Source organism: Enterobacter sp. BNK-34 (assembly GCF_048684445.1).
In the GTDB taxonomy this organism is placed as follows: domain Bacteria; phylum Pseudomonadota; class Gammaproteobacteria; order Enterobacterales; family Enterobacteriaceae; genus Enterobacter; species Enterobacter pseudoroggenkampii.
Map to the genome: position 1 here is coordinate 3,912,271 of NZ_JBLQUA010000001.1, position 13,230 is coordinate 3,925,500.

At 55.9% G+C, this 13,230-nt stretch carries 14 protein-coding genes and 1 other annotated feature; of the genes, 11 read left to right on the forward strand and 3 right to left on the reverse strand.

Annotation, left to right across the window (positions count from 1 at the left end):
- The first annotated feature begins 242 nt into the window (after positions 1 to 242).
- Positions 243 to 1,004: a YciK family oxidoreductase gene (locus ACMGG5_RS19145; protein WP_024907117.1), complete on the forward strand. Its 762-nt coding sequence runs from the start codon at positions 243 to 245 to the stop codon at positions 1,002 to 1,004.
- Positions 1,001 to 1,591: a cob(I)yrinic acid a,c-diamide adenosyltransferase gene (cobO, locus tag ACMGG5_RS19150; protein ID WP_024907116.1), complete on the forward strand. Its 591-nt coding sequence runs from the start codon at positions 1,001 to 1,003 to the stop codon at positions 1,589 to 1,591. The genes ACMGG5_RS19145 and cobO overlap by 4 nt, the downstream gene beginning before the upstream one ends.
- Before the next feature lie 35 nt (positions 1,592 to 1,626).
- On the opposite strand, the gene rluB is transcribed toward cobO, so the two are convergent.
- The gene (rluB, locus tag ACMGG5_RS19155; protein ID WP_023312076.1) at positions 1,627 to 2,502 is read right to left on the reverse strand and encodes a 23S rRNA pseudouridine(2605) synthase RluB; all 876 of its coding nucleotides are present in this window, start codon (positions 2,500 to 2,502) and stop codon (positions 1,627 to 1,629) included.
- Positions 2,503 to 2,841: 339 nt separating this feature from the next.
- On the opposite strand from rluB, the gene ACMGG5_RS19160 reads away from it, so the two are divergent.
- Genes ACMGG5_RS19160 through ACMGG5_RS19170 form a run of 3 tightly spaced genes read left to right on the forward strand, consistent with a single transcriptional unit; the run spans position 2,842 to position 4,709 of the window.
- Positions 2,842 to 3,303, forward strand: a complete 462-nt coding sequence (locus tag ACMGG5_RS19160) for a hypothetical protein (protein ID WP_420278363.1) — start codon at positions 2,842 to 2,844, stop codon at positions 3,301 to 3,303.
- Positions 3,304 to 3,313: 10 nt separating this feature from the next.
- A complete protein-coding gene (locus tag ACMGG5_RS19165; RefSeq protein ID WP_420278364.1) occupies positions 3,314 to 4,450 on the forward strand; it encodes a PAAR domain-containing protein in 1,137 nt (378 codons plus the stop codon).
- Positions 4,434 to 4,709, forward strand: coding sequence for a hypothetical protein (locus ACMGG5_RS19170; protein ID WP_420278365.1), 276 nt, complete (start codon positions 4,434 to 4,436; stop codon positions 4,707 to 4,709). Before ACMGG5_RS19165 ends, ACMGG5_RS19170 begins: the two co-directional genes overlap by 17 nt.
- Positions 4,710 to 4,773: 64 nt before the next feature.
- On the opposite strand, the gene ACMGG5_RS19175 is transcribed toward ACMGG5_RS19170, so the two are convergent.
- Both ACMGG5_RS19175 and rnm read right to left on the reverse strand, forming a co-directional pair.
- The gene (locus tag ACMGG5_RS19175; protein WP_003856793.1) at positions 4,774 to 5,394 is read right to left on the reverse strand and encodes an L-threonylcarbamoyladenylate synthase; all 621 of its coding nucleotides are present in this window, start codon (positions 5,392 to 5,394) and stop codon (positions 4,774 to 4,776) included.
- Positions 5,391 to 6,272 (reverse strand): RNase RNM, encoded by an 882-nt coding sequence (rnm, locus tag ACMGG5_RS19180; protein WP_420278366.1) that lies wholly within the window; start codon positions 6,270 to 6,272, stop codon positions 5,391 to 5,393. Before rnm ends, ACMGG5_RS19175 begins: the two co-directional genes overlap by 4 nt.
- A 139-nt stretch (positions 6,273 to 6,411) precedes the next feature.
- On the opposite strand from rnm, the gene trpL reads away from it, so the two are divergent.
- The 6 genes from trpL (at position 6,412) to trpA (ending at position 13,084) form a co-directional block, all read left to right on the forward strand.
- On the forward strand, positions 6,412 to 6,456 hold the full coding sequence (gene trpL, locus ACMGG5_RS19185; RefSeq protein WP_106993556.1) for a trp operon leader peptide: 45 nt from the start codon (positions 6,412 to 6,414) through the stop codon (positions 6,454 to 6,456).
- Positions 6,433 to 6,526, forward strand: a sequence feature (Trp leader region). (Overlaps the previous gene by 24 nt.)
- A 25-nt stretch (positions 6,527 to 6,551) precedes the next feature.
- A complete protein-coding gene (locus tag ACMGG5_RS19190; protein WP_048990764.1) occupies positions 6,552 to 8,114 on the forward strand; it encodes an anthranilate synthase component 1 in 1,563 nt (520 codons plus the stop codon).
- Positions 8,114 to 9,709, forward strand: a complete 1,596-nt coding sequence (trpD, locus tag ACMGG5_RS19195) for a bifunctional anthranilate synthase glutamate amidotransferase component TrpG/anthranilate phosphoribosyltransferase TrpD (protein WP_032647582.1) — start codon at positions 8,114 to 8,116, stop codon at positions 9,707 to 9,709. Before ACMGG5_RS19190 ends, trpD begins: the two co-directional genes overlap by 1 nt.
- 3 nt (positions 9,710 to 9,712) lie before the next feature.
- Complete coding sequence (gene trpCF, locus ACMGG5_RS19200; RefSeq protein ID WP_157189312.1) at positions 9,713 to 11,071, forward strand: bifunctional indole-3-glycerol-phosphate synthase TrpC/phosphoribosylanthranilate isomerase TrpF; 1,359 nt, start codon at positions 9,713 to 9,715, stop codon at positions 11,069 to 11,071.
- A 10-nt stretch (positions 11,072 to 11,081) separates the two neighbouring features.
- Positions 11,082 to 12,275, forward strand: coding sequence for a tryptophan synthase subunit beta (gene trpB, locus ACMGG5_RS19205; protein ID WP_420278369.1), 1,194 nt, complete (start codon positions 11,082 to 11,084; stop codon positions 12,273 to 12,275).
- Positions 12,275 to 13,084: a tryptophan synthase subunit alpha gene (gene trpA, locus ACMGG5_RS19210; RefSeq protein WP_090416689.1), complete on the forward strand. Its 810-nt coding sequence runs from the start codon at positions 12,275 to 12,277 to the stop codon at positions 13,082 to 13,084. The genes trpB and trpA overlap by 1 nt, the downstream gene beginning before the upstream one ends.
- Positions 13,085 to 13,230 lie beyond the last annotated feature (146 nt).

The following is a 13,230-nucleotide window of genomic DNA, read 5'->3' on the forward strand; positions in this document are numbered from 1 at the left end:
CTTGATTTAACCACGAATCTTTCACGGCAGTGTACATCAGCCCTGCCCATGCGTCTCGCTCGTGACATTACCTCTGCGAGCCGCCTTCAGGAATCCCCATACTGGCGTTTAAATATTTGCAAATTGTTAATTTTACAGTAATGCGTCCTGTAGACTGATTGAATTATTAGGCTAATTCGGGCATAAAGCCGAAAAGTCATCATAAAGGCGCCATTGCATCACCGGTCGCCTGAGGAGTCACCGTGCATTATCAACCGCAAAAAAATCTGCTGCAAAACCGGATTATTCTTGTCACCGGTGCCAGCGACGGGATTGGCCGCGAGGCGGCCCTGACCTACGCCGATTACGGCGCGAACGTTATTCTGATCGGGCGCAACGAAGAAAAACTGAAAAACGTCGCTCAGGAGATTGAGGCTGTATGCGGCACACCGGCCCCGTGGTATACACTCGATTTGCTGACCTGCACGCCCGAAGTATGCCAGGAATTAGCCCGGCGCATCAGCGCCCACTATCCGAGACTCGACGGCGTACTGCATAACGCCGGTTTGTTAGGCGAAGTGCGTCCGATGGATGAACAGGATCCTGATATCTGGCAGCAGGTGATGCAGGTCAACGTCAACGGGACGTTTTTCCTGACCCAGGCACTGCTTCCTTTATTACTCAAATCGGATTCAGGTTCACTGGTGTTCACCTCCTCCAGCGTTGGCCGTGAGGGACGCGCAAACTGGGGAGCCTATGCCGTATCAAAATTCGCGACCGAAGGCATGATGCAGGTGCTGGCGGAGGAGTACCAGAGCCGCCATCTGCGCGTAAACTGCATCAACCCGGGCGGTACGCGCACCAAAATGCGCGCCAGTGCGTTCCCGAGCGAAGATCCGCAGAAGCTGAAAACCCCGGCAGACATTATGCCGCTCTATCTCTGGCTGATGGGCGACGACAGCCGCCGCAAAACCGGGATGACCTTTGACGCCCAGCCGGGCCGTAAACCAGGAATTTCGCAATGAGTGAAGAACGTCATCAGCAGCGCCAGCAGCGTCTGAAAGAACAGGTCGATGCGCGCGTCGCGGCGGCACAGGACGAGCGTGGGATCGTCATTGTCTTTACCGGCAACGGCAAGGGGAAAACCACCGCCGCATTCGGTACGGCGACACGCGCCGTCGGACACGGGCAAAAAGTGGGCGTGATCCAGTTTATTAAAGGCACATGGCCCAACGGCGAGCGCAATTTGCTGGAGCCTCACGGCGTCGAGTTTCAGGTAATGGCAACCGGGTTTACGTGGAATACCCAGAACCGGGAAACGGATACCGCCGCCTGTCTCGCCGTCTGGGAGCATGCAAAGAGAATGCTGGCCGATCCCTCGCTGAATATGGTTCTGCTGGATGAGATAACCTATATGGTCGCCTACGACTACCTGCCGCTGGAAGCCGTGCTGGATGCTCTGAAGAACCGTCCTGTACACCAGACGGTTATCGTCACGGGGCGCGGATGTCATCGGGATATTCTGGAGATGGCCGATACCGTCAGCGAGCTGCGTCCGGTCAAACATGCGTTTGATGCGGGTATCAAAGCGCAAATTGGCGTTGATTACTAAAGAAAAAAGCCCGGTGAGTTCACCGGGCTTTTACATTAACCGTTGTTATTACGGCTGCCGGAGCGGCGACTGCTGCTCACCTGGCTGTGGCGCTTCACCGCGCGACGGATCTGATTCGCCTTCATGCGACGACGATCTTTTTCCACCGCCACTTTTGAGGTGGTTTCCGGCGTCAGGCCGACCAGCTCGCGCAGGTAGTTGGTTTGGGTCAGATCCAGTTCGGTATAACCACCGCGTGGCAGACCTTTCGGCAGCAGGATATCGCCGTAACGGACACGGATAAGACGGCTAACCTGTACGCCTACCGCTTCCCAGAGACGACGCACCTCGCGGTTGCGGCCTTCGGTCAGGGTCACGTTGTACCACTGGTTGATGCCTTCCCCACCGGTAAATTTGATGGTTTTGAACGCCGCAGGACCGTCTTCCAGCTGAACGCCACGCGACAGATCGCGCAGTTTATTCTCATCAACCTGGCCAAATACGCGCACCGCGTATTCACGTTCTACTTCACGGCTTGGGTGCATCAGACGGTTTGCCAGTTCACCATCGGTGGTAAACAGCAGCAGACCGCAGGTGTTCACGTCCAGACGACCAACGGCAATCCAGCGAGCGCCGCGCAGTTTAGGCAGACGGTCAAACACCGTCGGACGACCTTCCGGGTCGTTGCGGGTGCACAGCTCGCCTTCCGGCTTGTAGTAAGCCAGCACGCGACAGATTTGTTCAGCGGACTCTTTCACGGAGATAAGATGACCGTCGATGCGGATCTTCAGCCCCGGTACGATTTCAACGCGGTCACCCAGCGTGGCGATTTTACCGTCCACACTCACGCGACCCGCTTCAATAATGGCTTCGATTTCACGGCGTGAGCCGTGGCCGGCACGCGCCAGCACTTTCTGTAACTTCTCGCTCATTGAGCTTCCTCAGGTGTCGCCTTCACAGGCGTCTGGTGTGCATTCTAAAACAACGAGTTAGCACCAATAACAACTTAACTCACTGATATATAACTATTTCATGGTACACAGCATGGCAAACAATATGTCACACAGGCTGTCACACACAATGATTCGTGGGCGCACATACTACACTAACTTTAGACTAAATGATTCAACAAGTTTTGTTCGTCTGACTCTCGGTACTGATAACCTTCTATTACGAAACGTAGTTTTGCTTATGTCTAATACTTGTTGCGCTTGTAACCATTGCTTGTAAAATTACCGCTACGATTATATCCATAATAAATAGAGGGATTTATGAAGCAGTACACCAACAACCTTACACCAGAGATGCTGGCAGCCTTTGACAAGTCACCATTTACAACCGAACAACTCGCCGGAATGAACGACGAACCCCGTTCTCTCATCGAAAAACAAAACGCCTACAATCTCGCTCATCCCGTTACAGCTGCTTATCTGATCGCTACTGAGGGCAGCTTGACACGTAATGGTGGGAAAGTTTTCAGTGAATATAACGGACAGCAGATCAAACTTGATGACGGCACAATGCTAAACGTGTCTCGTGTTGGCGATGAAGTGCGTTACCCAGATGGAACGACCGCGAAGATCACCAATGGTGCGGGAAAAACTCCAGGTGAATCAATCGCCCTTGTTGGTAGCTCGCTTGATAACGGCGATGAAATTATTAGCTGCCCACAAAATGCCGGAAAAAGGGTAGTCCGAGCAGGGGAATCGTTGCCAGAAAACTTTCTAAAATAAGGCGGTCACTATGGCATCGGTTAACAGAGGCTGCACAGTTCACGGTAAGAACGTTGGTCTGCACGGAGATAAAACTTCTACAGGCGCACAGTGTATTGCCGCCCGCTCCGGTATGTCTGTTATGGGCTTGTGGAAACTCTATATCGGCGATAAGACCACTCCTTGCCCGAAATGCGGGAAAGTGGGGGTACTTGTGAGCGGTGATCCTCGCTGCTCAAATAGTGCCGCGGTCGCCGTGGATGGTGCAGAAATCCTCTGCGGGTGTCCACAGGGTACTAATTTTCTTATCGCTCCTGGTACCATTGAGGTTAATACCCCTTCCTGGGTTATAGCGCCTGTAGAGCCAGTGCAGCACGCACAGGTAGCGAAGAAACAAAACAGCTTTGCTGACACCTGCAAGCCAGAAGATAACCCGTTATTGAACGGCGTTTACATCTGGACTGAAATCACCGACGCAGGACACGCTTTCGTTTCGGTGCATGAGAATAACTCGCTCTACGTTTACACCTACGGGCGCTTTGGTAGGAAAGGCCCCGCTACATTAACGGGCGATGGGATTCTTAACTTCCTAACTGGCGATGATGCGCGTCTTTACTACCGTGAAGAACTCTACAAGTACCATGCGAGAGTATTCCAGATCGATGACGTTACACCTGACGAAACCCGCAGGATTTTTGAATCTCTATGGAACTCAGGTAAAACACCAGTTTTGACTGCTGCGATGGGAGATCGTACCAAGCGGCGCGGAAAAGTGATTGACGTTTACGATCTGACTGGCAGTAACTGCACAACCCACACAGTGCAAGTGATTAGAGAGGCTGGGACTAAAATCTTCGATACCAGTTACACATCAACAACAACGCAACTTCGTATCGATAATGAAGAAGAGTTCACTATTCCTGTATCTTTACAGCGTTACCTTACGGAGAAGAGCGGCGATCTGTCTTCAATGAACGTTATGGAAGTTACCAGCACATTCAGAGAACAGTATCTGAACATCGAACACTTCAAGCCGAACTCTGAAAGTCTCACAGGACGAGTGGAGGAAGGACTTGCTAACAGTGCGTCAACAGTTGGATCATCTACGGGTTATTCTGGTGGCACGATTGGCGGCGTTTTAGGTGGATCGTATGACATTGACGAGTAGAGCAAAGGCGATTTTTCGGTGGGGAGGCATTGCTTTAGTTTTCGCCATCTACGCTATCGCCCTGATGATCCCAGTGCTTGATTTTGGGTTAACCCGGAAATACAACGGCCCCCCTTCAACAGGTGAGATGGAAGCCCGTCTATGTGAAGCGATCATAGATGACTTATCGCGTTCAGTGGATAACCTCTTAATAACAGCATTTTTCGGTAGTGCCATCTGCCTTGTTTTAGTTTTGCTCATCTCCAATAAAGTGAGATAACCGCCAAAGGCTGGAAAGATCCAGCCTCCGCTCTCCCCTTAATGTCAGGCATTAAAAACCTTATTTACAAGAAAGGCTTTACATCACCCACGCCTTCACGAATCACTTCCGGTGCATCTTCGGTTAAGTCGACCACGGTGGTCGGCTGCTGGCCGAGATAGCCGCCGTGAATAATCAGCTCGACCACCTTCTCCAGACGATCTTTGATCTCTTCCGGATCGGACTCGGTAAATTCACTTCCCGGCAGCATTAGCGAGGTAGAGAGCATCGGTTCGCCGAGGGTTTCCAGCAGCGCCTGCGCAATCGGGTTCGACGGCACGCGCATGCCGATAGTCTTACGCTTTTCCTGCAGCAGGCGGCGCGGCACCTCTTTCGTCCCTTTCAGGATGAAGGTGTAGTTGCCCGGCGTGTTGTTCTTAATCAGGCGAAACGCCACGTTATCGACATACGCATAGGTCGACAGCTCAGAGAGATCGCGGCACATCAGGGTAAAGTTATGGCCGTCCGGCAGCTGGCGAATACGACAAATGCGTTCCATCGCCCCTTTATCTTCAATTTTGCAGCCCAGCGCGTAGCCTGAATCGGTCGGGTAGACAATCACGCCGCCTTTGCGGACGATCTCCACGGCCTGGTTGATCAGACGTGGCTGCGGGTTATCCGGATGGATATAGAAAAACTGACTCATACTTCCCTCTCTTCAATTTGCTGCGGCTGTTCCCAGAGCTGCCAGACCGGCTCAACGCCAGCGGGCAGCCAGAGCTTGCGCCCCAGTTCAATCCAGGCGCAGGGCTGATGGAAATCAGACCCCTGTGACCCAAGCAGGCCGAACTGGCGGGCATAGGTCGCGAGCTGCGCGCGCTCGTTGGGCGCCTGCTGACACTGGGCGACTTCCATCGCCTCGCCACCGCATTCGGCAAAGTGCGCCAGCAGTCTTTTCAGCCATTTAGCAGAAAGATTATACCGCCCCGGATGGGCCAGTACGGCCTTACCGCCAGAATGATGAATCACATCAATAGCTTGTTTTATTGTACACCACTGTGGCGGAACGTATCCGGTTTTCCCGCGCGCCAGATACTTTTTAAAAACATCCGCCATGGTCGTCGCTTTGCCTGCTTCTACCAGAAAACGGGCGAAATGACCGCGGGTGACTGCCCCGCCGTTCGCCAGCTTTTGCGCACCTTCCAGCGCGCCCGGAATATGCGCCTTTTCCAGACGCTCGCCGATCATCTCTGCGCGCTGGTTGCGGCGCGTTTTTTGTTCTTGCAAAAAGGCAATAAGTGCCGGATGGTCTATATCGATGTTCAGGCCAACGATATGAATCTCATGGTTTTCCCAGACGGTCGAAATCTCAACGCCGGACACCAGATTTAGCGCCAGCACGCTGCGGGCGATCTCAGCGCGCGCCGCCGGAATGGCATCTGTCGTATCGTGATCGGTTATCGCCAGCGTACCGACGCGCATTTCAACGGCACGATGAACCAGGGCTTCGGGTGTCAGCAGGCCATCAGAGGCCTGAGTATGGCTGTGTAAATCATAAATAATGGCGTAGGTGGTATCGCTCAAAGCACTTCCCATAACAGGTTGGAGACATCCGAAAACCCCATGATACCGACTTCACGCGAAATTCTGAAATCAAGGGTTGACAACACGCCATCGAACTAGTTAACTAGTACGCAAGTTCACACGAGAAAGGTATCTGAAAATGACAGCACATTTCACTCTGCACGGTTGGTGGCGTACTTCCTGATCATCGGGCAGTGTCACGCGTCTGCGAAATGCAAACAGATACCCGCCCGCTACTCAGCGGGCTTTTTTTTGAACAGAATAAATGAGAACACCAACATGCAAACAGCCAAACCTCATCTCGAATTGCTGACCTGCGAGGCGGCCTATCGCCACAACCCCACCGCGCTGTTTCATCAGGTGTGCGGGGCACGTCCGGCAACGCTGCTACTGGAATCTGCAGACATCGACAGCAAAGACGATCTCAAGAGCCTGCTGCTGGTCGACAGCGCGCTGCGCATTACCGCTTTAGGTGACACTGTCACAATTAAGGCGCTGTCAGACAACGGCGCATCGCTGCTGCCGCTGCTGGATGCCGCCCTGCCTTCAGGCATTGAAAACGAACGTCATCCAGAAATGCGCATTCTGCATTTCCCGCCGGTGAGCCAGCTGCTGGACGAAGACGCGCGCCTCTGCTCCCTGTCCGTTTTCGATGCCTTCCGCCTGCTGCAGAACCTGGTTACCGTGCCGGAAGACGAGCGTGAGGCGATGTTCTTTGGTGGGCTGTTTGCTTATGACCTGGTCGCCGGATTTGAAGATTTGCCGGAAACCGAACAGGGTAATCGCTGCCCGGACTATTGTTTCTATCTGGCTGAAACCCTGCTGGTGATCGACCATCAGAAACAATACACCCGTATCCAGGCCAGCCTGTTCACGCCTTCGACAGCTGAGAAAAACCGTCTTGAGCACCGCATCGCGCAGCTCCAGCAGCAGATGACGGAAGCGCCCCCTGCGCTTCCGGTGCAGCGGGTGGAAAAAATGACCTGCGATGTGAACCAGACTGACGATCAGTACGGCGCCGTGGTTCGCCAGATGCAAAAGGCGATTCGCGCCGGGGAAATTTTCCAGGTGGTACCGTCCCGTCGCTTCTCACTGCCCTGCCCGTCGCCGCTCGCAGCCTACGACGTGCTGAAAAAAAGCAACCCTAGCCCGTACATGTTCTTTATGCAGGACAACGACTTCACGCTGTTCGGCGCCTCGCCGGAAAGCTCGCTGAAGTACGACGCCACCAGTCGTCAGATTGAGATCTACCCGATTGCCGGGACCCGTCCGCGCGGACGTCGCGCCGATGGCTCTCTGGATCGCGATTTGGACAGCCGTATCGAACTGGAAATGCGTACCGATCATAAAGAGCTCTCCGAGCACCTTATGCTGGTCGATCTGGCGCGTAACGATCTGGCCCGTATTTGTACCCCGGGCAGCCGCTACGTGGCGGACCTGACTAAAGTCGACCGCTATTCGTTCGTGATGCACCTGGTCTCTCGCGTAGTGGGCGAGCTGCGCCACGACCTCGACGTGCTGCACGCCTATCGCGCCTGCATGAACATGGGCACCCTGAGCGGTGCGCCGAAAGTACGCGCCATGCAGCTGATTGCCGCGGCCGAAGGACGCCGTCGCGGAAGCTACGGCGGCGCAGTGGGCTACTTCACGGCCCACGGTGACCTCGATACCTGCATCGTGATCCGCTCCGCCTATGTCGAAGACGGCATTGCCACCGTCCAGGCGGGTGCCGGAATTGTTCTTGATTCTGTTCCGCAGTCTGAAGCTGACGAAACGCGCAGCAAAGCCCGTGCGGTCCTTCGCGCCATTGCTACCGCACACCATGCACAGGAGATTTTCTGATGGCTGACATTCTGCTGCTCGATAATATCGACTCCTTTACCTATAACCTGGCAGATCAGCTGCGTGCGAATGGCCACAACGTTGTTATCTACCGCAACCACGTCCCGGCGCAGACCCTGATTGACCGTCTGGCAACCATGCAAAACCCGGTGCTGATGCTCTCCCCCGGGCCAGGCGCACCGAGCGAAGCAGGCTGTATGCCGGAGCTGCTGACCCGCATGCGCGGCAAGCTGCCGATTATCGGCATCTGCCTCGGCCATCAGGCAATTGTTGAAGCCTACGGCGGCTACGTCGGCCAGGCGGGTGAGATCCTGCACGGTAAAGCGTCCAGCATTGAACATGACGGCCAGGCAATGTTTGCCGGGCTGCCGAACCCGCTTCCGGTCGCGCGCTATCACTCGCTGGTTGGCAGCAATATTCCCGCCGGGCTGACCATTAACGCCTCGTTTGAAGGGATGGTGATGGCGGTACGTCACGATGCGGATCGCGTCTGCGGCCTGCAGTTCCACCCGGAATCGATCCTGACCTCCCACGGCGCCCGCCTGCTGGAGCAGACGCTCGACTGGGCGTTACAGAAGCTGGAGCAGACCAATACCCTGCAGCCGATTCTGGAAAAACTGTACCAGGCGCAGACCCTGAGCCAGCAGGAGAGCCACCAGCTCTTCTCCGCCGTGGTTCGCGGCGAGCTGAAGCCTGAACAGCTGGCGGCCGCGCTGGTGAGCATGAAAGTCCGCGGCGAAAGCCCGCAGGAGATCGCCGGTGCCGCTACGGCCCTGCTGGAAAATGCCGCCCCGTTCCCGCGCCCGGACTATCAGTTTGCCGATATTGTTGGCACCGGGGGAGACGGCAGTAACAGCATCAATATCTCCACTGCCAGCGCCTTCGTGGCGGCGGCGTGTGGTTTAAAGGTCGCAAAACACGGTAACCGCAGCGTTTCCAGCCGGTCTGGTTCTTCCGATTTGCTCGCCGCATTCGGTATTAATCTCGATATGAACGCCGAGCGTTCCCGTGAAGCGCTGGATGACCTGGGCGTCTGCTTCCTGTTTGCGCCGAAGTATCACACCGGTTTCCGCCACGCGATGCCGGTTCGTCAGCAGCTTAAAACCCGCACGCTGTTTAACGTGCTCGGCCCGCTGATCAACCCGGCGCACCCGCCGCTGGCGCTGATCGGTGTCTACAGTCCGGAACTGGTACTGCCGATTGCCGAGACGCTGCGCGTGCTGGGTTACCAGCGTGCCGCCGTGGTGCACAGCGGTGGTATGGACGAAGTGTCACTGCATGCGCCAACGCTGGTAGCCGAACTGCGCGACGGTGAAATCCTGAGCTACCAGCTGGAAGCCGCTGACTTTGGTTTAACCCCGTATCACCAGGAAGCGCTGGCCGGCGGTACGCCGGAAGAAAACCGTGACATTCTGACGCGCTTATTACAAGGTAAGGGAGAGGTCGCTCATGAGGCCGCCGTTGCTGCCAACGTCGCCATGCTGATGCGTTTGCACGGTGAGGAAGACCTGAAGGCCAACGTTCAAAAAGTTCTGGATGTACTGCGCTCCGGTGCAGCTTACGATCGCGTTACCGCACTTGCGGCAAGAGGGTAAAGAATGCAGACCGTTTTAGCGAAAATCGTTGCCGATAAGGCCATCTGGGTGGAAGCCCGCAAGCAACAGCAGCCGCTTGCCAGTTTCCAGAACGACGTCGTACCAAGCCAACGTCGTTTCTATGATGCCCTGCAGGGTGCGCGCACCGCGTTTATTCTTGAGTGCAAAAAAGCCTCCCCGTCAAAAGGCGTTATTCGTGACGATTTCGACCCGGCACGTATTGCCGGCATTTATAAGCATCATGCGTCAGCCATCTCCGTGCTGACGGATGAGAAATATTTCCAGGGCAGCTTCGATTTTCTGCCGATCGTCAGCGGCATCGCGCCGCAGCCGATCCTGTGCAAAGACTTTATTATCGATCCGTATCAGATCTGGCTGGCGCGCTTTTACCAGGCCGACGCCTGCCTGCTAATGCTCTCGGTACTTGACGACGAGCAGTACCGCCAGCTTTCCGCCGTGGCGCACAGCCTGAACATGGGCGTGCTGACCGAAGTGAGTAATGAAGAAGAGCTGGAACGCGCGATTGCGCTGGAAGCCAAAGTGGTTGGCATTAACAACCGCGATCTGCGTGACCTGTCCATTGACCTGAACCGCACGCGCCAGCTGGCGCCGCGTCTGGGCGCTGGCGTCACGGTCATCAGCGAATCCGGCATTAACAGCTACGCCCAGGTGCGCGAGCTGAGCCACTTCGCCAACGGTTTCCTGATTGGCTCCGCCATGATGGAACATGACGATCTCAATGCGGCAGTACGTCGCGTGCTGCTGGGTGAAAACAAAGTCTGCGGCTTAACCCGCGAACAGGACGCCCAGGCCGCGTATGAAGCCGGAGCGATTTATGGCGGGCTGATTTTTGTGGATTCCTCTCCTCGCGCGGTCAGCGAAGAGCAGGCGCGTAAGGTCATCGCCGCGGCACCACTCAGCTACGTGGGCGTGTTCCGCAACGCAGATATTGCAGACGTTGCGGCAAAAGCCGACGCGTTATCTCTGAGCGCGGTGCAGCTTCACGGCGATGAAGATCAGGCCTATATCGATGCCCTTCGCGCCACGCTGGCACCGCAGGTACAGATCTGGAAAGCGCAACGCGTTGACGATACGTTGCCCCCGCGTAACCTGAACCACGTGGATAAATACGTCCTCGATAACGGCCAGGGCGGAACCGGCCAGCGTTTTGACTGGTCTCTGCTGAACGGCGAAAAGCTGGACAACGTTCTGCTGGCGGGCGGATTAAGCCCGGACAACTGTGTAGAAGCCGCGAAAACCGGCTGCGCAGGCCTCGATTTCAATTCAGGCGTAGAGTCCCAGCCGGGTATTAAAGATGCCAGCAAACTGGCCTCGGTTTTTAAAACTCTGCGTGCATATTAAGGAAGAGAAGATGACGACATTACTTAACCCGTATTTTGGTGAGTTCGGTGGGATGTACGTCCCGCAAATCCTGATGCCCGCGCTGCGCCAGCTGGAAGAAGCGTTTGTGAGCGCGCAGAAGGATCCGGCGTTTCAGGCGGAATTTACCGACCTGCTGAAAAACTATGCAGGCCGCCCAACGGCCCTGACCAAATGCCGCAACCTGACGGAAGGCACGAAAACCACGCTGTATCTGAAGCGTGAAGACCTGCTGCACGGCGGCGCACATAAGACTAACCAGGTGCTGGGCCAGGCGCTGCTCGCGAAGCGTATGGGTAAAACCGAAATCATCGCCGAAACCGGCGCAGGCCAGCACGGCGTGGCCTCGGCGCTCGCCAGCGCCCTGCTCGGCCTGAAATGCCGCATCTATATGGGGGCGAAAGACGTTGAGCGTCAGTCTCCGAACGTCTTCCGTATGCGGCTGATGGGTGCGGAAGTGATGCCGGTGCACAGCGGCTCCGCGACGCTGAAGGATGCCTGTAACGAAGCGCTGCGCGACTGGTCTGGCAGCTACGAAACCGCGCACTATATGCTCGGTACCGCGGCGGGCCCGCACCCGTTCCCGACCATCGTGCGTGAATTCCAGCGTATGATCGGGGAAGAGACCAAAGCGCAGATCCTCGAAAAAGAAGGTCGTCTGCCGGATGCGGTCATCGCCTGCGTCGGCGGCGGATCTAACGCCATCGGTATGTTCGCAGACTTTATCGACGACACCAGCGTGGGTCTGATTGGCGTCGAGCCTGCGGGTCACGGCATTGAATCGGGTGAACACGGCGCGCCGCTGAAGCATGGCCGCGTGGGGATCTACTTCGGCATGAAATCCCCGATGATGCAGACCGATGAAGGCCAGATTGAAGAGTCTTACTCTATTTCTGCCGGCCTCGATTTCCCGTCCGTCGGGCCGCAGCACGCCTATCTGAACAGCACCGGTCGTGCGGACTATGTCTCCATTACCGATGACGAAGCGCTGGAGGCGTTTAAAACGCTGTGCCGCAGCGAAGGGATCATCCCGGCGCTGGAGTCTTCACACGCTCTGGCCCATGCGCTGAAAATGATGAAAGACAATCCGGAAAAAGAACAGCTGCTGGTGGTGAACCTTTCCGGTCGCGGTGACAAAGATATCTTCACCGTTCACGATATTCTGAAAGCACGAGGGGAAATCTGATGGAACGCTACGATAACGTATTTGCAGAACTGAAATCCCGCCAGGAAGGCGCGTTCGTTCCCTTCGTCACCCTGGGCGACCCTGGCCCTGAACAGTCGCTGAAGATCATCGACACCCTGATTGAAGCCGGTGCCGATGCGCTGGAGCTGGGCATCCCGTTCTCTGACCCGCTGGCGGATGGCCCGACCATTCAGAATGCGACGCTGCGCGCGTTTGCCTCGGGCGTCACGCCGACCCAGTGCTTCGAGATGCTGGCGGCGATCCGTCAGAAGCACCCCACTATCCCGATTGGCCTGCTGATGTACGCCAACCTGGTATTCAACCGCGGTATCGATGAGTTTTACGCCGAGTGCGCACGCGTGGGCGTCGACTCCGTTCTGGTCGCCGACGTGCCGGTTGAGGAGTCTGCGCCATTCCGTCAGGCGGCAATGCGCCACAACGTCGCCCCGATTTTCATCTGTCCACCGAACGCTGATGACGAACTGCTGCGCCAGATAGCCTCTTACGGACGCGGGTATACCTACCTGCTCTCCCGCGCAGGCGTGACCGGTGCCGAGAATAAAGCCGCGCTGCCGCTGCATCACCTGGTGGAGAAGCTGGCCGAGTACCATGCCGCGCCTCCGCTGCAGGGTTTCGGGATTTCATCCCCGGATCAGGTCACCGCAGCGATTGAGGCGAAAGCAGCAGGTGCCATCTCCGGCTCTGCGATTGTGAAGATCATCGAAAAGAACGTGGACAAGCCAGAGCAGATGCTGGTCGAGCTGAAAGCGTTTGTGACTGCAATGAAAGCGGCGACGCGTAAAGCCTAACCTTCGACCGTCTGGCATCCCAGCCAGACGGTCCTCTTTTTACACACTCTCTTCATTTCCAGCATTCATATCAGTTGCAATAAATAGCACACTAATACTTAATTCACCCCTTCACTAAACAAGTAGTCAACAATATCTCTTTGTCG